Source organism: Blautia sp. HCP3S3_C4 (assembly GCF_052064095.1).
Lineage (GTDB): Bacteria > Bacillota > Clostridia > Lachnospirales > Lachnospiraceae > Blautia_A.
In genome coordinates this window covers 84,095-107,231 of the sequence record NZ_JBQHWF010000005.1, presented here as the reverse complement: position 1 = coordinate 107,231, position 23,137 = coordinate 84,095, and the positions used below count along the sequence as shown (strand labels likewise).

At 42.7% G+C, this 23,137-nt stretch carries 15 protein-coding genes; 2 read left to right on the top strand and 13 right to left on the bottom strand.

The genetic code is table 11. The annotated features are described in order from the left end of the window. Window positions 1–118: 118 nt before the first annotated feature. The 7 genes from ACTNC6_RS06610 to rpsL all read right to left on the bottom strand — a co-directional run bounded on the left by ACTNC6_RS06610 (window position 119) and on the right by rpsL (window position 9,971). Window positions 119–1,759, bottom strand: coding sequence for a response regulator transcription factor (locus ACTNC6_RS06610; protein WP_441033855.1), 1,641 nt, complete (start codon window positions 1,757–1,759; stop codon window positions 119–121). A gap of 96 nt (window positions 1,760–1,855) precedes the next feature. Next, window positions 1,856–3,658, bottom strand: coding sequence for a sensor histidine kinase (locus ACTNC6_RS06605; RefSeq protein WP_441043547.1), 1,803 nt, complete (start codon window positions 3,656–3,658; stop codon window positions 1,856–1,858). 318 nt (window positions 3,659–3,976) lie between these two features. After that, window positions 3,977–4,906, bottom strand: a complete 930-nt coding sequence (locus ACTNC6_RS06600; protein ID WP_441043545.1) for a calcium/sodium antiporter — start codon at window positions 4,904–4,906, stop codon at window positions 3,977–3,979. A 371-nt stretch (window positions 4,907–5,277) separates the two neighbouring features. Beyond that, window positions 5,278–6,471, bottom strand: coding sequence for an elongation factor Tu (gene tuf, locus ACTNC6_RS06595; protein ID WP_119234119.1), 1,194 nt, complete (start codon window positions 6,469–6,471; stop codon window positions 5,278–5,280). Window positions 6,472–6,724: 253 nt separating this feature from the next. Continuing rightward, the gene (gene fusA, locus ACTNC6_RS06590) at window positions 6,725–8,845 is read right to left on the bottom strand and encodes an elongation factor G (RefSeq protein WP_441043544.1); all 2,121 of its coding nucleotides are present in this window, start codon (window positions 8,843–8,845) and stop codon (window positions 6,725–6,727) included. Between the two features lie 17 nt (window positions 8,846–8,862). Beyond that, window positions 8,863–9,333 carry a 30S ribosomal protein S7 gene (gene rpsG / locus ACTNC6_RS06585; RefSeq protein WP_020993199.1) on the bottom strand — a complete coding sequence of 157 codons (471 nt, stop codon included), beginning with the start codon at window positions 9,331–9,333 and terminating at the stop codon, window positions 8,863–8,865. Between the two features lie 221 nt (window positions 9,334–9,554). Further along, window positions 9,555–9,971: a 30S ribosomal protein S12 gene (gene rpsL / locus ACTNC6_RS06580; RefSeq protein WP_008705161.1), complete on the bottom strand. Its 417-nt coding sequence runs from the start codon at window positions 9,969–9,971 to the stop codon at window positions 9,555–9,557. Window positions 9,972–10,271: 300 nt separating this feature from the next. On the opposite strand from rpsL, the gene ACTNC6_RS06575 reads away from it, so the two are divergent. After that, window positions 10,272–11,267, top strand: coding sequence for an N-acetylmuramoyl-L-alanine amidase (locus ACTNC6_RS06575; RefSeq protein WP_441043542.1), 996 nt, complete (start codon window positions 10,272–10,274; stop codon window positions 11,265–11,267). A gap of 44 nt (window positions 11,268–11,311) precedes the next feature. Continuing rightward, entirely contained in the window at window positions 11,312–12,367 is a 1,056-nt protein-coding gene (locus ACTNC6_RS06570) for a serine hydrolase (protein ID WP_441043541.1), read from the top strand. Between the two features lie 46 nt (window positions 12,368–12,413). Here the strand turns inward: ACTNC6_RS06570 and ACTNC6_RS06565 are convergent, their stop codons facing one another. From ACTNC6_RS06565 to rpoC, 6 genes are all read right to left on the bottom strand, one after another. Then, window positions 12,414–13,412, bottom strand: a complete 999-nt coding sequence (locus ACTNC6_RS06565) for a LacI family DNA-binding transcriptional regulator (RefSeq protein WP_441043539.1) — start codon at window positions 13,410–13,412, stop codon at window positions 12,414–12,416. A 165-nt stretch (window positions 13,413–13,577) separates the two neighbouring features. After that, window positions 13,578–15,113, bottom strand: coding sequence for a glycoside hydrolase family 32 protein (locus ACTNC6_RS06560; protein WP_441043538.1), 1,536 nt, complete (start codon window positions 15,111–15,113; stop codon window positions 13,578–13,580). 285 nt (window positions 15,114–15,398) lie between these two features. After that, the gene (locus tag ACTNC6_RS06555; RefSeq protein WP_441043537.1) at window positions 15,399–16,625 is read right to left on the bottom strand and encodes a hypothetical protein; all 1,227 of its coding nucleotides are present in this window, start codon (window positions 16,623–16,625) and stop codon (window positions 15,399–15,401) included. A gap of 6 nt (window positions 16,626–16,631) precedes the next feature. Next, window positions 16,632–17,453, bottom strand: coding sequence for a PP2C family protein-serine/threonine phosphatase (locus ACTNC6_RS06550; RefSeq protein ID WP_441033366.1), 822 nt, complete (start codon window positions 17,451–17,453; stop codon window positions 16,632–16,634). Beyond that, complete coding sequence (locus ACTNC6_RS06545) at window positions 17,437–19,149, bottom strand: serine/threonine protein kinase (protein WP_441043536.1); 1,713 nt, start codon at window positions 19,147–19,149, stop codon at window positions 17,437–17,439. Before ACTNC6_RS06545 ends, ACTNC6_RS06550 begins: the two co-directional genes overlap by 17 nt. 222 nt (window positions 19,150–19,371) lie before the next feature. After that, window positions 19,372–23,130 carry a DNA-directed RNA polymerase subunit beta' gene (gene rpoC / locus ACTNC6_RS06540; RefSeq protein WP_441043535.1) on the bottom strand — a complete coding sequence of 1,253 codons (3,759 nt, stop codon included), beginning with the start codon at window positions 23,128–23,130 and terminating at the stop codon, window positions 19,372–19,374. Window positions 23,131–23,137: the final 7 nt, after the last annotated feature.

Sequence of the window (23,137 nt, the reverse complement as noted above, 5' to 3'; positions counted from 1 at the left end):
CCAGTTTATACAAAAAAGTCCTCTGTATCCGTTCGATTCGATAAGAACCACCATACAGAGGACTTCCAATTCCGTTACTGTTCACTCAATTCTATCTGAATTTCTTCCATATTAATTATTATAATTGTGCCAGATTATTTCTGTAATCCCTTGGGCTGCATCCCATCTTTTTCCTGAATACTCTGCTAAAGTAATTGTAATCATCATATCCCACCAGGAACGAAATCGTCTCTAGCTTCTTATCCGGATCTTTCATCAGCTCTGCAGCCTTCTCCATCCTGATCCTGGTAAGGAAGGCAATAATCGTCTCACCATATTTCTGGCTGAAGCTTCTGGACAGATAGCTGGCATCCATATGATATTCTTCTGCCAGAGCAGTAAGTGTAATATTCTCATAATAAGAACGTTCCATATATTTATGGATCTGCTCTACCTGCTGCATAATGGAACCTGATCCGGAATCCGAATCCTTGTCCTCTCCCCTTTCCCAGAGACTGTCCAGAAGAATCTTTAACGAAGCAAGTAAAGACGGCGCATTCAGGCATTTCATATAATAGTCAATATTGTCCATAGCCTCCTCCGCCTGTGCAGTAAGCTCCGGACATTTCTCCTGCACATAGCGGTACAGGATTCCTGTAAGCCTGCCGGTATACTGTTTCACATCCAGATAAGTCCAGGCACCATTGTCACAATCCTTAAAGTCACAGGTCTTAAAAATCAATTTCTCTGTCTTTGATTTCTGTCCTGTTGCCAGAAGATGATACAACTCCGTTTCCATATGGGCAGGCGCTGATTTTCCCATCATCTGGATCTCGCTGCTTCTCTGAGACTCTTCTCTTTTTTCCTCCTGGCATGAAAGGATACAATGATGTCTGTTAAATGGCCGGGTAACCAATGTAGAAATCAATTCCCTGTAAATGGTACCGATATCGTCTAATGAACTGGTCTGCTCATGAAGTACAACAGAAATCGGTCCGTATTCTTCCAGTGGAAATTCTCTCAGAATATTTTCTGCCAGTGTTCTGAATTCCTTTGCATCTGCAGTCTTTACGAGGAGAAACTCACTCATCTTATTACTGTTGTTAAAAATAATCACATTTTCTTCCAAACCAGTCAGCTCTCTCAGCCTGGATTTAATACTCCAGGACATCTGCAGATTGTCATATTCAAACTTCTCTGCAATTTCAGCAATATTATAAAATTTCACCATCAGCGTGGCAACTTCAGAGAAAGTATTAGTACTGGATACATAAGTCTGTGCATCAGCCTGTCCATATAATTTTCCGGAAAGCAATGCTGAATATTCGCTGTCTTCCAGAAAAGATGAAAGCTTATGTTCACGAATCCGGCTGCTTTCATCCTGCTTTTTAGTATTTTCCCTCTCTTCCAGAAGATTCAGGGCTTTGGTAAGAACCTTGACCATCTCTTCTTTTCCCACCGGTTTCAAAAGATAGTCCAGTCCGCCGGAAACAAATACCCCCTTCACCTTATCAAAATCATCATAACCGCTGATAGCAACCGTAATGATCTCAGGATATTCCTTCTGCAGCCGCTCCAGCAATTCCAGACCACTTAAAAAAGGCATATTAATATCCGTAAGAATAATATCCGGCTTTTCCTCTTCTATCCTTTCCATAACCTCCTCACCGTCACATGCAGGTTCCAGAAATTCCAGGGAATATTCCTCCCACGGGATCAGATTTCGGATATTCTCACGGCTCCAGAATTCATCATCTGCAGCAAGTACCTTATATTTCATAGTTTTCAATATTTTTCTCCCCTCAAATATGCCTGTCCCAATATTTTTCTGTTAAAGGCACATGATGTCCCAATGTCAAGCATGGCATTTTTTATATTATATATTGTCAGATATTTCCGGAGAAGCGGCCGGGACTGTAATCGTCACAGTTGTCCCCTCTCCCACTATACTGTCAATATGTAGTCCATAGCCCGCACCAAAAAGCTTCTTCAGCCGCGCATTGACATTAAGGATTCCAATGGAAATTCCGGATTCCACCCTTTTCATATCGTTCTGTTCCAACAGCCGGTTCATGGCCTCTGCGTCCATTCCTGCACCATTATCCTGAACTGTGATCACCAGATTCTCACCCACATGCTCCGAACGTATCAGAAGCTTCTTATCCTTGCGGCGGACATTTCTCAGCCCGTGTGTCAGTGCATTCTCCACAACCGGCTGAATACAGATACGGGGCATCTGGTCTGCAAGTGTCTCACTATCTATCTGATAATCATAGGCAACTGTTGAACCGTTCCTCACATCCATTACATAAAGATAATTTCTCACATGGGACATTTCATTCTGCACAGTGGATAATTCGTCTGTCATATTCAGGCTGTAACGGAAAATCGCAGACAGAGAACGGCACATGCCACTTACCATAGGGCAATTCTGTGCATTTGCAATTCCACTCATAGTATCCAGAGTATTATAGAGAAAATGTGGATTGATCTGTGCCTGAAGCATTTTGTATTCCGTACGTTCCACCAGCATTTTATGCTGCAGCTCCTCCTGGGCCATCACCTGCATACGATCCAGCATTTCATTAAATTCCGTACCAAGAGTCGTAAGCTCCTGTGACCATCCTACCGGACGCACACGTAACTGTGTTTCTCCGTTTTTGATCTGCGTGATCGTACTGCTCATTTCCTCTACCGGCTTTGTCAGCCATTGGGATAAAAACAATACAATAATTGTGATAGCCAGCAGCATGGCTGCCATTATGATCAGCAGTGTTCTGATCAAAGACTTCTGTGTTGCTGTAAGAAGTGACTGTGAAACAAGTACAAAAGCTTCCAGATTATAGTTTTCCTGAGAAACCTGTATCAGATAGTTTCCATCATATTCCTGCTCCAGCTTAGTAGATTTATAATAGTTTTCCACAGCCTTTGCAAGCTGTTTCTGGATTCTGCGCTGACTGTCTGATGCCTGTCCGGTCATTGCGACCACCCTGTCATTCAACGGCTGAAGCCACAGGCAAACCTGCTCTACGTCCACATATTTAGACATAATAGAAGTAAACGCTGCACTGTTGATATCACATACAAGATATCCCAGCCCGCTTCTGTCTGCATCATAGTTATGCAATTTTAAAACCAGACGGACAATATCTTTTTTTGCATCTGGATTATGATATCCTGAGATCATCAGATCTGTACGTTTTCCGTGAACATAATCATATACTCTGTCTGAATTGTTATCATATTCTTCTGATTTGTAAATATCCTTTGGGTATGCAGCTGAATTATATCTGTAACTGCTGATCAGATGATCCTTTGTATCATACAGATACATAGCCAGAAGCTGGTCTTCTTTTGTAAAACGTTTTCTCGCAAAATACCAGCTTCTCCAGTAATAATCCTTCAGACTGCTATCCTGTTCCGCTGCGCTGCGCATATCATTGATCAGATCCTGTTCACTGTATATTGTAAGCATTTCTCCGCGAATGGTATGAATAAAGCTGGACAGATCTGTCTGCATCTTATTCAATGATATCTCATGATCTGATATAATTTCCGCCCGTATCTGTCTTCGCAGTGACTGCTGAAACAGAAATGTCTGCAATAATAAAGCAAACAGCACACTGCTGATACACAATACCAACGTAGCCTTCCGCATCGTCCACTTCCTGGATTTCATTTTTTTCTATCTCTCCAACACTTTATTCTTTTAACCTGCAAATAATTTACAGACATACATTGGTTTTATTTTATCATACTATCAGAAAAAGTGTAACCTATTTTCCGTTACGCAAGAAAGAATCCTGCTTGCAGGATTCTCCGCCTGCGACGGGTCGCTTCAGCGACATAATTCCTCTCCGTCGCAGTGCGATCCTGCCCGGAGGGCTTTTTTATATTATAGGAACATTACAAAGTAATTTCCTATAATATAAAAAAGTCCCTCTGTTATTGCCGGGATCAACACACAGAAGAACGTTATTAATAACAAACTATTTTCTTATACCATACACAAATATACAAAATATGCTGCATAACATAACAGCATAAGAATTCCACATGGCTTTCGGAGTTCTTTGTGCCGGAAGGTCCCAAGCCAGAGGATAACTCCGCACAAAATTGCAATCCCCGTATCTATAATAAATTTACTTTCAAAGGGAACTGTGCAGATAAGCGCTGTGGTACCGATCACAAACAGAATATTAAAGATATTGCTGCCCACAATGTTTCCGATGGCAATTCCTGCATTTCCTCTTTTTGCAGCTGTAACAGATGTAACCAGTTCAGGAAGTGATGTTCCCAGTGCAACGATCGTCAGCCCGATAAATCTTTCGCTTATTCCAAAATAACGTGCTATTTCTGAAGCTCCGCTTACTGCAAAATCGCTGCCCTTTACAACCAGAATCCCGCCAAGAGCCATCAGAAGAAGGCATTTCCATATAGGATAATCCTTTGTTTCTCCATCCTCCTGATCATTTCCCTTTCTTGCCATTACGAACAAATATCCCAGATATGCCAGAAAAAGGATCCAGAAAATCACACCTTCTGCAAAAGTTACTTCCGATCCTGTAATGCCGAAAATCATCAGCACAATTGTTACCACAATCATAAATGGAATTTCATACAGAAATGTAGATTTCTGTATTGCCACATTTGTAATCAGTACCGTAACTCCCAGGATAATCAGAATATTAAGAATATTGCTTCCAACCACATTTCCGATTGTAATACCCGCATTTTTATTCATTCCTGCTGTAATACTTACAGCTGCCTCCGGCATACTGGTTCCCATTGCTACGATCGTCAATCCAATGATCAGTTGGGGGATTCCCAGCTTCTTTGCAATACTGGCTGCCCCCTCCACAAACCAGTCTGCTCCCTTCACCAGAAACAGAAAACCTACCAGCAAAATAAAAACCTGCATAAACATCTTTTTTTTCTCTCTTTCCTCATTTTATTTTGCAGTAGGTATAAAAAAGAGACTCCTACTGCATGCACAGTAAAAGTCTCGCTGTTTCATCACTTTCCGAGTTATATGTTTCAATAACTGTCCTGACGAAGAAGTGAACCAAATCGGCCAGCTACTCCCTTTTCATATGTATATTCTAACAGACTGCTTTTTATAAATCAATTATTTTTATCTGTTTTTTCTTTTTTATTCCTATTTGCTATTTTTTATAATCCATGTATTCCTGATCCAACAGAAAAACCCCGGAAACCTTGCGGTTCCGGGGTATCTTACGTTTGGACACAATGTACCTTGCGGTACTCAATATATATAATTAAGATGTTATGCTAAAATTATTCGATAACTGTAGCAACACGTCCTGATCCTACAGTACGTCCACCTTCACGGATAGCGAAAGTAAGACCCTGAGCCATAGCGATTGGGTGGATCAGTTCGATTGTCATTTCGATGTTATCTCCAGGCATGCACATTTCTGTTCCTTCTGGAAGGTTGCAAACACCTGTTACGTCTGTTGTTCTGAAGTAGAACTGTGGACGATAGTTGTTGAAGAATGGAGTATGACGTCCACCTTCATCTTTTGTCAGAACGTAAACCTGAGCTGTGAATTTTGTATGGCATGTGATTGTTCCTGGTTTAGCAAGAACCTGTCCACGCTCGATTTCGTTTCTCTGAACACCACGAAGAAGTGCACCGATGTTATCACCAGCCTGAGCTTCATCAAGAAGTTTACGGAACATTTCGATACCAGTTACAACAACTTTACGTGTTTCTTCTTTGATACCAACGATTTCAACTTCGTCAGATACATGAAGTACACCAGCCTCTACTCTACCAGTAGCAACTGTACCACGACCTGTGATAGAGAATACGTCCTCTACAGGCATTACGAATGGTTTATCTGTGTCACGCTGTGGGTCTGGAATGTAGCTGTCAACAGCATCCATAAGTTCCATGATCTTGTCTCCCCACTCGCTGCTCGGATCTTCAAGAGCTTTAAGAGCTGAACCCTGGATTACAGGAATGTCATCTCCTGGGAAGTCATACTCGCTTAAGAGTTCACGAATTTCCATTTCTACCAGTTCAAGAAGTTCTTCATCATCAACCATATCACATTTGTTCATGAATACAACGATGTAAGGAACACCTACCTGACGGGAAAGAAGGATGTGCTCTTTAGTCTGAGCCATAACACCATCTGTAGCAGCAACAACGAGGATAGCACCATCCATCTGAGCTGCACCTGTGATCATGTTCTTAACGTAGTCAGCATGTCCTGGGCAGTCAACGTGTGCATAGTGTCTATGCTCTGTTTCATACTCAACGTGTGCTGTAGAAATTGTGATACCACGTTCTCTTTCTTCCGGAGCTTTATCGATGTTAGCGAAATCTGTAGCTGTGTTACCAGCAACTCTTTCAGCCAGAACTTTTGTGATAGCTGCAGTTAAAGTTGTTTTACCATGGTCAACGTGTCCGATGGTACCAATGTTACAATGCGGTTTTGTTCTCTCAAACTTAGCTTTTGCCATTTTAAAACGTCCTCCTTAAAACTTTGGCTCTTATATTATTATAGAGCATCTTTTTCGGTTTTAAACTTGCTATCCTTGATTATATTGCATAACCAAAATATTTGCAAGTGTTTTATACAATTTGATAACTTGCATTACCAATTGTTGTATCATTACAGTCCACACATTACTGAGAATACAGCGGACAGTAATTTTATATCTCCTACAGTCTGCTGGCTTTAAACACCGACAGACTGCAGATGATCAATAATTATCAGTCTTTCTTAGAAAGAATCTTTTCCTGTACAGACTTCGGAACCTGCTCATATTTCTCAAAGAACATAGAGTAGTTACCACGTCCCTGTGTTCTGGAACGAAGGTCTGTAGCATATCCAAACATTTCGGAAAGCGGTACATATCCACGGATCATCTTACCACCGCCGATATCTTCCATACCTTCGATACGTCCACGACGGGAGTTGATATCACCAATAACGTCACCCATGTAATCTTCTGGTGTAGTAACTTCGACCTTCATGATTGGCTCAAGAAGAACCGGAGCTGCTTTCTGCATAGCATCCTTGAATGCAAGAGAACCTGCAATATGGAATGCCATTTCAGAAGAGTCGACTTCATGGTAAGAACCATCGTATACATTAGCATGTACACCAACTACCGGGAATCCACCAAGGATACCAGCTTTCATAGCCTCTTCGATACCTTCTCCAACTGCAGGGATGTATTCCTTCGGAATAGCACCACCAACAACTGTGGATTCGAACTTGTACAGTTCTTCTCCGTTGGCATCCATAGGTGTAAATTTAACTTTACAGTGACCATACTGTCCACGACCACCGGACTGTTTTGCATACTTGCTGTCTACATCAACAGGTTTGGTGATTGTTTCTTTGTAAGCAACCTGAGGAGCACCTACGTTAGCCTCTACCTTGAATTCACGAAGGAGACGGTCAACGATGATATCCAGATGAAGCTCACCCATACCAGCGATAATGGTCTGTCCTGTTTCCTGATTTGTATGTGCACGGAATGTCGGGTCTTCTTCTGCAAGTTTTGCAAGAGCTTCACCAAGTTTACCCTGTCCAGCTTTAGTCTTAGGCTCGATAGCCATCTCGATAACCGGTTCTGGGAATTCCATGGACTCCAGGATTACCGGATGCTGCTCGTCACAGATTGTATCACCGGTTGTTGTGAATTTGAATCCGATTGCTGCAGCGATATCACCGGAATATACTTTATCAAGTTCCATACGTTTGTTAGCATGCATCTGAAGAATACGTCCAACACGTTCTTTCTTGTCCTTAGTAGCGTTAAGTACATAAGAACCAGAATTCATTGTACCGGAGTATACACGGAAATATGCAAGTTTACCAACGAATGGGTCTGTCATAATCTTAAATGCCAGAGCTGAGAATGGTTCTTCATCAGAAGAATGTCTCACTACTTCGTTACCGTCCAGATCAATTCCCTGAATTGGAGGAATATCTGTAGGAGCCGGCATATACTCAAGGATAGCATCAAGAAGTTTCTGAACACCTTTGTTTCTGTAAGCAGAACCACAGCAAACCGGAACAGCAGTACACTCGCATGTAGCTTTTCTTAATGTTGCTTTCAGTTTCTCAACAGTTGGTTCTTCACCTTCAAGATATTCCATCATTAAGTCGTCATCAAGCTCACAGATTTTCTCAATGAGCTCTGTATGATAAAGCTCAGCATCTTCCTTCATGTCTTCAGGAATGTCAACGATGGAGATGTCATCACCTTTTTCATCGTTGTAGATGTAAGCTTTCATTTCGAATAAGTCAATGATTCCTTTGAAATCATCTTCTTTTCCGATTGGCAGCTGTAAGCAGATTGCGTTTTTACCAAGACGAGTCTTGATCTGCTCTACTGCACCGTAGAAGTCTGCACCAAGGATATCCATCTTGTTGATGAATGCCATACGTGGTACATTGTAAGTGTCGGCCTGACGCCATACGTTTTCAGACTGCGGTTCAACACCACCCTTAGCACAGAAAACGCCGACAGCACCGTCAAGTACACGAAGAGAACGCTCAACTTCTACTGTGAAGTCAACGTGACCTGGGGTATCAATGATGTTGATACGATGTTCCAGAGCACCTGGCTTCGGTTTGCAGTTCTCTTCCAGAGTCCAGTGACATGTTGTAGCCGCTGAAGTGATTGTGATACCTCTCTCCTGCTCCTGTTCCATCCAGTCCATGGTAGCAGTACCTTCATGAGTATCACCAATCTTATAGTTGACACCTGTATAATACAGGATACGTTCTGTGAGAGTTGTTTTACCCGCATCGATATGAGCCATAATACCAATATTTCTGGTACGCTCTAATGGATATTCTCTTCCCTCTTTAGCCAATGGATTTTCCTCCTATATTAGAAGCGATAGTGAGCAAATGCTTTATTTGCCTCAGCCATCTTGTGCATGTCTTCTTTTCTCTTAACGGATGCACCTGTGTTGTTCATTGCATCTAAAAGCTCATTTGCAAGTCTTTCTTCCATTGTTTTCTCGCCTCTTTTACGAGAGAACATTGTTAACCAGCGAAGAGCCAGTGCCTGACGTCTGTCTGCTCTTACCTCGATCGGAACCTGATAAGTAGCACCACCGATACGTCTAGCTTTTACTTCAAGAAGTGGCATGATGTTGTTCATAGCCTCTTCGAAAACTTCAAGTGCTGGTTTTCCAGCTTTTTCTTCGATTCTGGCGAATGCACCGTAAACAATTTTCTGTGCTACACCTTTCTTACCGTCTAACATGATGTTATTGATAAGTTTGGTAACCACTTTATTGTTGTACATTGGATCTGCCAGAACGTCTCTTTTCTGAGTATGTCCTTTACGTGGCACGTTACTTCCCTCCTTAATCATTGTGATTAAATCATCGGTACTCACGCAGATAACTATTGCATGTTCGCACTGGTAAGGTCCTATATTTAACCCGCAACCGGCAGGGTATATGGAATACCGTACAAATTCGATTCATAGTTTATTCGTGAATTTTCGATTTCATTAATTCATATTTGCTGTCTCAAACAATGAGATCAGTTGCTTTTTGAGAGCCTTCTCAATTATTTCTTTTTAGGTCTCTTAGCGCCGTATTTAGAACGGGCCTGTTTTCTGTTAGCAACACCTGCAGTATCAAGAGTACCTCTGATGATGTGGTATCTTGTACCAGGTAAGTCCTTAACCCTTCCACCACGGATCAGAACAACGCTATGCTCCTGAAGGTTGTGACCTTCTCCTGGGATGTAGCTTGTTACTTCGATTCCGTTGGAAAGACGAACTCTGGCGATTTTTCTAAGAGCTGAGTTAGGCTTCTTAGGAGTTGCAGTCTTAACTGCTGTACAAACGCCACGTTTCTGTGGTGCAGACTGTTCAACTGCTTTCTTTCTTAAAGAGTTGAATGTTTTCTGGAGAGCCGGAGCTGTAGATTTCTTTACAGATGTCTGGCGTCCTTTTCTTACTAACTGGTTGAATGTTGGCATTCCATTTCACCTCCCGATTTATTTCTCCATAGATTTTTCTATGGGGCCTTGCGGTTGCTATTCTCGCATTTACGCGCAAAAAAATTAAACGTTTCTTATGCACGCTTGCTCATTATATCCTTTACAGAAAGCGCTGTCAAGGTATTTTGCAAGATTTTTTCTTTCTTTTTGCATGAATTTAGTATAGATACACGATTGCATTTTACAAATCACTTCATTATAATAACAGACAAAGAAAAGTTACTGCCTGCTAAACGCAGTAACATTTAAAAGGTTTATTATTTATAGAAAGGATTTTTTATGAAAAAGCCCAGTATAATGGCTGTATTACTGTTTCTCACCGGACTTTTGTGCATTGTCTCCCTCTTTTTCTTTACCAAAAGTACCACGGAGCAGATCATTGCCACTGAAAAAGATGTAGATACCGTGACAGAACAGATCACAGCTAAGCAAAAGGAATTTCAGACTGCCCAGGAAAAATATACCGCTGCAGTAGATGAAGTTCAGAATAATATCAACTATTTGAAACAGAAAGCCCAGACAGCATCACAGAAGCAGGAAAAAGAAAAGGCAGATATTTCTGAAGAGGAGACCACCTCCAAGCCTTCTGTTTTCAGTCAGGCAGATGCTTCCGAACCAGATAACTTTTCTGCCGATAACGGACATGTGGTAGGAATTGATCCGGGACATCAGGGTGAAAATGTGGATATGAGTGCTCCGGAGCCCATTGGACCTGGTTCTTCAGAGATGAAGGCAAAATGTACTTCCGGTACCCGTGGCTCCTTTACCGGAATTCCCGAATACCAGTTGAACCTGAATGTTTCCCTTCAATTAAAAGATGTGCTGGAACAGAGAGGCTACCGGGTAGTTATGACCAGAACTGACAATGATACTGCCATCAGTAACAAGGAACGGGCTGAATATGCAGCCTCTCAGGGTTCAGAGATCTATGTCCGTATTCACGCAAACGGTACGGATTCTTCTTCTGCATCCGGAGCCCTGGCTATGGCTCCTTCTCAGAGCAATCCTTATGTTTCCTCTCTTTTTGATCAGTCAAACAGACTTTCCCAGTGTATTCTGGATTCCTATTGTCAGGCTACAGGCTTTCAGAATCTGGGGATACAGTACACAGATACTATGACCGGAATTAATTGGAGCACTGTTCCTGTAACAATCCTGGAAATGGGTTTTATGACCAATCAGAATGATGACACCAAAATGAACGATTCCCAGTTCCAGCAGACTATGGTTGAAGGAATCGCCAATGGAATCGATGCTTATTTTGCTTCAGTATAGAAAGAAAATAGAAAGAAGTATACACAACAGAAAGGAATACACTAATGGACGATAATAATCAACCAAAAAAACCCATATTTTTGTATGTAGTCATCATTGTTCTGGTGATTGCGCTGGCAGGTCTGGGAGCTTTGTCTTTCTTCTCTCTCAGTCACCTGTCTTCCCTTCAGAAAAAAGTTCAGACGCTCTCTGATACTGTGACAGAAATATCCGATTCTGCCAATACCCTTATCAGCCAGGCAGACCAGCTGGATCAGCTGAAGGAACAGGAAAAGCAACAGCAGACTACAGAAAATGAAGGTTCCGGCAGCAATGAAAGCTCTGCCGTCAATGAATCCTTTACAGATAACTCTGACAGCAGCATGGACTCCCTTCTCAGTCAGGTTAAGACTCTCCTTCCACAGGATAACGGAACCTGGTCCGTCTATGTATGTAATCTGCTCAAGGATTCCAACGGTGTGATCAATAACACTCCCATGCAGGCTGCCAGCCTGATCAAACTCTACATCATGGGTGCTGTTTATGATAATTACGATGCCATTTCTCAGTCTCACGGAGGTGATACTGTAGACAGCAACATTTCCTCCATGATCACTGTCAGTGATAATGACGCAGCCAATACCCTGGTTAACTGGCTGGGAAATGGTGATAACAGTGCCGGTATGCAGAAGGTAAACGAGTTTTGTCAGAAATATGGCTTCAACGATACGCAGATGAACCGCCTTCTTCTGGCAGACAACTCAAATGGTGACAACTATACCTCTGCCAAAGACTGTGGCATCTTTTTGAAGAAAATCTATCAGATTTCCAAGGGAATTATTGATTCCTCCAGTCTGCCTAATGCAGAAGCTATGTATTATCATCTGAAAATGCAGCAAAGAAAAAACAAGATTCCTGCTGATCTCCCGGAGGGTGTGCAGACTGCCAACAAAACAGGAGAACTGGACACTGTTGAAAATGATGCAGCGATTATTTATGACACAGCCAAGGGTATTGACCTTGTAATATGCTTCATGTCTCAGGATCTTACTGATACCGGTGCAGCCCAGAGCACCATTGCCGCAGATGCACGCGCTATCTACGGATATTATAATGAATAAATGTAAAGAACTTACTTGATTGGACTAAAAGAAGGAGGCACATCCCTTAACGGGTTGTGCCTCCTTCTGCAAATTTAACAGGAAGAATCGTCAATGTCTCAATCTCTTCTCCCTTTATTTTCTTTAGTAAAAGCTCCACGCTCTTTCGCGCCATATCCGGCACCGGCTGTACAATTGTTGATACCAGATATTTTCCACTGTTCATCCACTGTATTCCATCATGTCCCACAAGCTGAACTTCCTCCGGAACTTCAACGCCAAGAAACTGCAGCTGTTCCAGTAAAGCTTTCGCAAGCAGATCTGTGCTGGTATAGATACCATCGTACCTCATTTTTCCAGTCTTTCTTGCAGATATGATAAAATTCCTCAATACCTCTTCCACAGAAGTTTTTCCTCTGATCAGATCAAAATCATCTCCCAGATTTAATGTTTCACAGGAGACTCCATGAGCATCACAATAGCTCTTAAATCCTTTTCCCCGCTTCAACGTCTCTCCGGAAATCTCTGACCCATTTCTCAGATAAAGCAGATGTCTGCTTCCTGTTGAAATCATTTTCTGTGCAGCAAGTTCTCCTCCATGATAGTTATCTGAACTGATACAGCTTACTTTTTTGTGAAAATGTCTGTCCAGAGAGATAAGAGGGATATTTTCCGATACATATGGCTCAACATCCTGATATGTAACACAGATAATGCCATCCACTTTATTCTGCTCTGCCATACGATAATAATATTCTTCCTTCTCAGGCATTCCCTGTGTATTGCATAAGAGCATTTTATAGCCGTTCTTATAAAGTTCCTGTTCAATATAGTAAACCCATTCTGCAAAGAAAGGATTCAGTATCTCAGGTACAATTACCGCTATTGTATAAGTATTCTTTGTCTTCAGACCTCTGGCATAGAAGTTCATCTGATACCCAAGCTTTTTTACAGAATCTTCTACTTTTATTCTGTTTTTCTCACTTACATGCTGTCCGTTCAGCACTTTGGAAACAGTTCCAACAGCCACCCCTGCATCCTGTGCTACATCTTTTATTGTTACCATATACAACTCCTGATATTTTTTACTGTATATCGCTTATAAAACGGACAAGATCATCTACTTCCACTATATGCTCATGAACGCAGACGCTTCGCGATCTGCGCTCATGTTTCTCATCCGGACAGACTATAGTTGAAACAGGATTCTTACCTGATCCGGTAAAAATCTTTATTTATACAGACACATTTTTTCTGAAACTTTTAAATCTTCTGTTCTGAAAACTTCCCAGTCCATACCCAGAATATTCTCTTCTGTTTCCGCTGCGCCATATACCTTTCCGTTTTCTGCAAATACCTCAATAACTTCCTGATCAAAAATGAAGCTGATTTCCTGTTCTGTTGAGATTCCTTCCCTCATATAATATACATGTGTTTCTGTATCCTCAATACTCAGGATATTGCTATAGAAATCCACTGTCAGTCTCAGCCTTCCTATTGTCAGTCTCCACTCTCCCTTAGTACCTGCTTCCGGAGTCAGAACGATCTTGCATGCCTGTCCTTCAGGAGAAATTGTGCTTTTTAGACTATCATACCATCCCGCTTCCAGATTCTCAAGCTCTTTGGCAGGTGCAAAACAGATTTTATAGTCATTGTCTTCTTTTTCAAGGGATAATTCTGTAGGAAGGGACATCAGTCCTCTGTAATTTCCTCTGTCATTCTTCATACGGAGCCATGCCATACTGATCACCCTGTCATCTACGCCACTGAATGTCTGAGCTGCATAGGGCAGTACAGAGCTATACCCGGATTTACGGCATCCGTCAGGTTTAAATTTATACCCGTCAAATTCTCCGGTCATATAGTAACCATCTGCGGACCAGAATACCCATCTCTTTTCCCCTGGCACATTTTTAACTTCCAGTTCAAGAAGATCCGGACACTCCCACATTCCAGGCTCTGAAATTCTCTGGGTTTCCTCCCAGTTCAGCAGATCTGTTGAGCGATAGACAGCAAAATCATATCCGTCCAGGTATAATACCATAATAAATGCTTTGCTTTCTTTATGATAAAAAACCTTAGGATCTCTGTTCTCATTTACAATATGCGGCATACAGAATTTTTCTGATCTCTGAAGAGTTTTTCCTCCATCTGTAGAATACGCCAGTCTCTGGGTAAACAGATTTCCTGCATCCACAGACCACTGATTTCTGCCGCCTGCAGCTGTATAGAAGTACAACAAAGCTCCTTCGCCATAGCCTGCCAGATTATCTTTATCCTGAATTCCGCAGCCGGAGTAAACAGTTCCTGTTTCATCCGGTGCAATAGCCAGTCCTTCCTGTTCCCAGTGATAGAGATCCTTACTCTTTACATGACCCCACTGCATATTTCCCCACATACTTCCATATGGATTCCACTGATAATAGAGATGATAAAATCCATCTGCATAAACCATACCATTGGGGTCATTATGCCATCCTGTTGCAGGTGCAGCATGCAGTTTCGGGCGATAAGGATATACATTATCATAAGGTTTCCCGTAACAGAAAATTCCTTCCAGAAGTTCCTTGTCTGCACCCTCTATCTGCAGATCTTTTCCTAAGAATGCAGAAGCATCCCAGCATCCGTAAAATTCACAATCTGTTTTTCCAAGATGAATATCAATCTCCTGGATTTTTTTTCCTTCTATATAAAAATGCAATTTTCTCTCCGGTGCATTCTTGCTTACCGGGAGCCAAATATACGGTTTTTCAACGTTTAATATCATTTTGTATCCTCCATTTAGCTGTTCCGTTCAAAATCTGAAACGATTCATTTTATGATTTAATTATATATTTGAAACGATTCATCGTCAAGTAAAAAAAGTCTCATTTTTACTTTTCTGATATGTTTCACAATTTGTCTATATGATTTTTAGTTATTATGTATAATTCAAGAATGTCATCGGCATTTTTCTGCGAAATGCACATCATACATCCCATGACATATTTCTATGCTGAACAGCTTTTCTCAGTATCTATTGCTCGAAGCATCTCAAAAAAAAGGGAGAGGCTCAACTCTCGGCCTCTCCCTCCTCATAAGACTTTTCCCAGATCTCCGCAAATACTGCCAGTGGACAGTCTGTGAGGAGACACATAAGAAGAAAACATTCATATGGATTTACAATATAGATCTCACCCATTCCGCATCTGAGCAGAATGCTCTGAATCTCATCAAGGAAATGCTTATATCTGTTAAAAGGATCATCATCCTCCATTTCCTGAGATACGATAAAAAACTCTAAGGTAATCAAATCAAATCGTTCCACCGGCAATTTATGGCTGAGGATATTCGTAATCCTCTGCCTGCTAAATCGCTTCTGGCTGAAATGTCTGGCCAGAATAGAAGCAGACATCTTTTTCAGATTCCCCATTTTATTGATGGGAATCCCACTACAGATCACCTTTTCCACATCAGAAGGAGTAATTTTCTCCGCTGTCCACACTTTATCCCCTTTTTTCTCCTCCTCATCATGCTGATATAATCCTGCAATGATCTGTTTTGCATGATAAAGCAGCCTGCTGAATTCCTGAAAGGCCTGGCTCCTCTCGGACATGGGATCATCTCTCTTGGCTTTCAGACGGGCCAGATAATCTAGCAGCTTCTCCTCCGTATCCAGGCACAGATTACCACTGCAGAGCACCTGGGAATTCTCCATAGCCACAGGCTGTAGCCCCGCATATTTCTTTTTCAACTCTTCTGCACTGCGGTATCCCTGCTGAGTACTGTAACAGTACCAGTAGATTACCTCATCCGGATTATGAAAGTCAAAATCCTGCTCTCGTAGTACCCTGGTCAGGAAATCTGACACATCCTCAGCAGTCATCCGAAGTCCAAATCCAAGAAGAAATACCGTTTCTCGCTTTACAGAAGCCTGATTCAGCCAATTATTTACCAGCGCAGACAACTTGGTAGTAGTAGGATTCATGGACTTGGGAGTAAAAGTTTCTTTAAAAGAGTCCAGTATAATATCTCTGTATACCTCCTGAGGTACCTCGGAAAAAGGTTCTTCCAGTTCTGCCCTCTCATAGATGTACCGTTTCAAATGGTCGCCAAAGGAAACCAGCTCCATCTCCTTGTACAGATAATGGAAAATCACATCCGCATCCTCATCTTCAAAGCTGTCCAGACTCACTACCTGTCGAAAACGCTGGGCCGCTCTTCTGGTAAATTCATAATCCTGCACCTTGTCAAATGCTACTGTCTGTTCAAAATCCAGATCCTGCATACGATTCTTCATGCTGTCTCACCCCTCATTTTTCTCTTTTATGCTTTTTAGCCACGCCTTGAATTTACCCTTCAACTCCTGCTTCTGGACTTCACAGAGTATAATTGTTGCATTATCTCTTCCTCCCTTTTGGAGAGCCCGGTCCAAAAGAAGCTCCACCGTCTCCCTAAGGCTGTTTTTCCGTGAAAGGATATCCGCAATCTCTCCATCAGAAAGCATGTCCGTCACTCCGTCAGAACACAAGAGATATCGGTTTCCCTCTTTGTGCTCTATTTCCAGAACTGCCGGCTCCAGCTTCTGCTGCTCCTCTGGTACACCCAGATATTGAGTCAGAGGTGCTTTTCCAAGCCCCGATTTTCCCAAAATATGATCTGTTGATACCTGGCGAAAGCTTTTCTCATCAGAAAAATAAATCCTGCTGTCTCCCAGATTACACACAAACATAGATTCCGGTGTAAATAAAGTCATTGCCAGGGTAGTACCCATACTCTGTATGTGATTTTCTGCTGCATATCTGCATACTGCCTGATTCATACTCTCACATACGCCATCAATAAATAACTCTGGTATATCGCGCAAAGTCCGCCTGTTGGCACGATAATATCTTCCGAATTCGTCAGAAGCCAGGAATGCCGCCATCTCTCCGCAGCTTTCTCCGCCCATACCGTCAAATACAGCCATTGCCGGTGTCTTCAGGCCGGAGACGATCTGGGAATGTACTCCCTCCATACCCTGGTTATCTGCCGGGAGCGATTCTCCGCAGCACCAAAGATTATCCTCATTGTTTGCACGAACCCTGCCCATATGGCAGGTATATGCATACTCAATCTGATACATCATCGTCTGTTTTCGTTCCCTCTCCCTTCAACGCTTTCAGTGAATTCTTCCAATACTTCTCTCCTCTTGCTGTATATTCCTCGTTATCTGTCTCGTTGTCATGAGCCTTTCCATCAGAATCAATCCAACGAATGAGCTTTCCATCATCATAATAATAGTACTCAGAAGTCTCGTCATACCATATATATGCAAAAAACAGCTTTTCGCCCCAGTAAAAATACTCTTCGTATTTTCCCTCAGCTGACTGAGCCGGGTACACCAGTGCTTTCATACATTCACTTTCTATCTCTACATCTCCATCATCATTCTGAGTAGTAGATATCCGTCGCAGATATCGAAGTACTGTTCCCTCCGATCCTACCCAGTCATAGGAATTCAGGTTATCCGTGATCGTTGTTGCCTGATCCTTGATCGTAGCTAAGGCAGTATTAAAACTCTTTGAATTGTTATCAGAAGAACTGTTTTTATCAGTATCCAGCACAGACACTCCACTGTTTCCGGAATTGTCTCCCGTACTGTCTCTGTTAAATTTTATATATACTCCTGCCAGGATAAGAACTGCCAGAAGTACAGCAGTGACCACCAGTCCCCTGCGAAATCTCTGTTCTCTTTTACGGCGGCGGCGTCTTGCTGCTGTTGCCCTGGCTGACTGTATAGAGCTCTGAAGCTCTGCATCTCTGTCAGTTTCTTTTACTGCCATTTTCTGTACTACAGCTTTCTGTGCTGCCTGCCTGTCTTCAGCGGTTGCCACATTTACTGTGCCAACAGACTGGAGGTTACGAATCCGTCCATTCTTCAGGTCATCCAGAGCCCGGTAAAATTCCTCCGGTGTCTGGTAACGTTCATCAGGGTCAAATGCACAGGCCTTCAGAATAATCTGTCCAAAAAGCTTTCCGGCTTCTGCAGGGGGATCCATCTGCTCTCCTGACATTCTTTTATTCAGAGCATTTTCCTTATCCCGGTAAGTAATAAACTGCTTCTCCAGATTCATAAACGGAAGCCGGTTGTGATTCATAAGCTTATAGAGCACGATCCCCAAAGAATAAATATCTACTCTGCTGTCATATTTTTCTCCCTTATACATTTCCGGAGCCATGTAAGAATAGGTTCCCTTTTTAGAAAATCCACTCATAGTCCGCTCCAGTTCACGGGCAATTCCAAAATCTCCCAGCTTAAAATCTCCAAATCTGGATACAAAAATATTCTCAGGCTTTACATCTCTGTGAATGATATGAAGCTTTCTGCAATATCCCAGAGCCTTGCTTAAATCCAGCCCCATCTGGATTACCTCTTTTTCCTGCAGTTGCTTCTCTGCACAGTAGTCCAGAAAACTTGTAAGATACTCCATGCGGATGGAAATTTCCCAACCAATGGCATCCAGGTATTCCATCACTTTAAAATCCTCTACAGAAACAATGTAAGAATTTCCCCTGAAATACTCCATAGTACCAATTTCCTGGATGCACTCCTCAACCAGATTCTGGAAATACTCTCTGGCTGCCTGGTCATTTCCAGTCTCGGAACGCACACTGTTCAGCTCACTCTGACTGCCTGGAATATTGATGATTTTAATAGCAGAATAAAAAGACTTGCCTCTCTCTGTACGTTGAGCCTTATATACCTGTCCAAAAGACCCTTCTCCAATCTTCTCAACTATCTTCCACTCCGGCCATGCGGAAACCGGAAGTTCCTTATCCATACTGCACCTCCTTTACTCTGATCATTTGCATTTATTGGTTTTTGTTTTTTATTATAACAGATAAATCAGACTTTTTTGTATTTTTATCTTTAACCAAATCAAAAAAAGAGTTACCTCACAGGACATTATACCCTATGAGATAACTCCTCCATTCATGAATCATCCCTGTTTATATCATGCGCAACTGTTCAATTGCTTCACAGTTTGCGTATTACCCAATGATTATTCATTATCCTCAGATTCATCTGCATCTTCAGATTCATCTGTATCTTCAAATTCCTCTTCAGAAGCTTCCTCATCCAGGTCTCCATCCTCAGAAAAATCTTCATCCATTGTGATCAGCTCATCATCTGTCTGATTCTCATCTGAAGCCTCTTCCTCTGTCTGTTCCTCTTCGATTTCCACTTCTGGTTCCGGCTCCGGCATTGTAGAATTCAGTCGTACTTCACTGTAACGCTTCATACCTGTACCTGCAGGAATCAGTTTACCAATGATTACGTTCTCTTTCAGACCGATCAATGGGTCAACCTTACCCTTGATTGCGGCTTCAGTCAGTACCTTCGTTGTTTCCTGGAAGGAAGCAGCTGACAGGAAGGAATTGGTAGCAAGAGACGCTTTGGTAATACCAAGCATAACCTGTTTTCCATCTGCAGGACGTTTGCCTTCTTTTTCCATCTGCTCATTAACATCCTCATATTCAAGGAAGTCAACCAGTGTTCCAGGAAGGAATTCTGTATCTCCGTTGTCCTCAATGCGGATCTTCTTCAGCATCTGGCGAACAATAACCTCGATATGCTTATCGCTGATCTCAACACCCTGGAGACGGTATACACGCTGTACTTCACGGATCATGTAATCCTGAACTGCACGGACACCCTTGATTCTCAGGATATCATGTGGATTTACGCTACCTTCTGTAAGCTCGTCACCGGCTTCAAGCATCTGTCCGTCTGTGATCTTGATACGGGATCCGTATGGGATAAGGTAAGTCTTGGATTCACCTGACTCCGGATCTGTAACAATAACTTCACGTTTCTTCTTGGTGTCATTAAGAACAGCAACACCAGGAATTTCTGTGATAATGGCAAGACCTTTTGGCTTTCTTGCCTCAAAAAGCTCCTCAACACGGGGAAGACCCTGTGTGATATCTCCACCGGCAACACCACCACTGTGGAAGGTACGCATGGTAAGCTGTGTACCAGGCTCACCGATAGACTGAGCAGCGATAATACCGACAGATTCACCAACCTGAACAGCTTCACCTGTTGCAAGGTTCGCACCGTAACATTTTGCACAAATACCAACTTTACATTTACATGTAAGGATCGTACGGATCTTAACTTTCTCGATAGATCCGCCTGTCTGGTTGTCCACGCCCTCTTTCATAATGCGGGCAGCACGTTTTGGTGTGATCATATGGTTGGCTTTTACAATAACTTCGCCGTCTTTATTCTTAATTGTCTCACAGGAGAAACGACCTGTGATACGTTCCTGAAGTCCTTCAATCTCTTCTTTACCATCTGCGAAACCTTCTACATACATACCTGAGATTTCATCTCTGTTTTCGCAGCAGTCTGTCTCACGTACAATCAGATCCTGAGAAACGTCAACCATACGTCTTGTCAGGTATCCTGAATCGGCTGTACGAAGAGCTGTATCGGACATACCTTTACGTGCTCCATGGGCAGACATAAAGTATTCCAGTACATCAAGACCTTCACGGAAGTTTGACTTGATAGGCAGCTCGATGGTGTGACCGGTTGTATCGGCCATCAGTCCTCGCATACCTGCAAGCTGTTTGATCTGTTTATCGGAACCACGGGCACCGGAGTCAGCCATCATAAAGATGTTGTTGTACTTATCCAGACCGGACAGCAGAGCATGTGTAAGCTCATCATCAGTCTTTTTCCATGTATCAACAACTTCTTTGTAACGCTCTTCCTCTGTGATAAGACCACGTTTGTAGTTCTTTGTAATAAGGTCAACAGTATCCTGTGCCTTCTGGATCATTTCCGGTTTCTGAGGCGGAACGGTCATATCGGCAATGGCAACGGTCATGGCTGCACGTGTAGAATACTTGTAACCTGTAGCTTTGATCGCATCAAGAACCTCAGCAGTCTTTGTAGCACCGTGAGTATTGATAACTTTTTCAAGAATCTGTTTCAGCTGTTTCTTAGCTACCAGGAAGTCAACCTCAAGGAGAAGTTCATTTCCCGGAATACTTCTGTCTACGAAACCAAGATCCTGAGGAAGGATTTCGTTGAACAGGAAACGTCCAAGTGTAGATTCTACTGTACCGGTCAGAACAGTTCCGTCCGGCATTGTCTTGCTGCAGCGCACATGGATTCTGGACTGCAGTGTGATTACTTTATTCTCATAGGCAAGGATTGCTTCGTTTATACTCTTGAAGTATTTACCTTCACCCTTGTTTCCAGGTCTTTCCTGAGTCAGATAGTAGATACCAAGTACCATATCCTGTGAAGGAACGGCTACAGGACCACCATCAGAAGGTTTCAGCAGGTTGTTCGGTGATAACAGAAGGAAACGGCACTCTGCCTGAGCTTCCTGTGAAAGCGGAAGATGTACGGCCATCTGGTCACCATCGAAGTCAGCGTTGAACGCAGTACAAACCAGTGGATGCAGTTTGATTGCTTTACCTTCTACAAGGATTGGTTCGAATGCCTGGATACCAAGACGATGCAGTGTAGGTGCACGGTTCAGCATAACCGGATGTTCTTTGATAACATCTTCCAGAACATCCCATACAGCAGGCTCCAGCTTCTCAACCATTTTTTTGGCGTTCTTAATATTGTGTGAAGTTCCGTTGGCAACAAGCTCTTTCATAACGAAAGGTTTGAACAGCTCAATGGCCATTTCTTTCGGAAGACCACACTGGTAAATCTTAAGTTCCGGTCCTACAACGATAACGGAACGTCCGGAATAGTCAACTCGTTTACCCAGAAGGTTCTGACGGAAACGTCCGGATTTACCTTTCAGCATATCGGAAAGAGATTTCAGGGCTCTGTTTCCAGGACCTGTTACAGGACGTCCACGACGGCCGTTATCGATCAGGGCATCTACTGCTTCCTGAAGCATACGTTTCTCGTTACGGACGATAATGTCCGGTGCGCCTAATTCCAGAAGTCTCTTCAGACGGTTATTACGGTTGATGATTCTTCTGTAAAGATCATTTAAGTCAGATGTAGCAAAGCGTCCACCATCCAGCTGAACCATAGGACGCAGATCCGGCGGGATTACAGGGATCACTGTCATGATCATCCACTCAGGACGGTTTCCTGATTCACGGAAGGATTCTACAACCTCAAGACGTTTGATGATTCTGGCACGTTTCTGGCCTGTAGCATCCTTTAATTCAGTTTTCAGTTCTGCAGAATCTTTTTCAAGATCAATTGCTTCCAGAAGCTCTTTGATAGATTCAGCGCCCATACCTACACGGAAATTGTTTCCGAAGGATTCACGGGCATCCTGGTATTCGCGCTCTGTAAGCACCTGTTTGTACTGGAGTCCGGAATCAGCCGGATCCAGTACGATATAATTTGCAAAGTAAAGGACTTTCTCCAGAGTTCTCGGAGAAATGTCAAGGATCAGACCCATACGGGACGGAATTCCTTTGAAATACCAGATATGGGATACCGGAGCAGCCAGCTCGATATGACCCATACGCTCTCTACGAACAGAAGATTTTGTAACCTCTACACCACATCTGTCGCAGACAACGCCTTTATAACGAATCTTTTTATACTTTCCACAGTGGCACTCCCAGTCCTTACTCGGTCCAAAGATCCTTTCGCAGAAAAGTCCGTCTTTCTCCGGCTTTAAGGTACGGTAGTTAATGGTCTCAGGTTTTAAAACCTCGCCTCTTGACCACTCTCTGATTTTCTCAGGGGACGCCAGTCCGATCTTGATGGCATCGAAAGTCATTGGCTGATATGTTTCATTGGCGTTAGTTGTTGCTGCCATGTATACT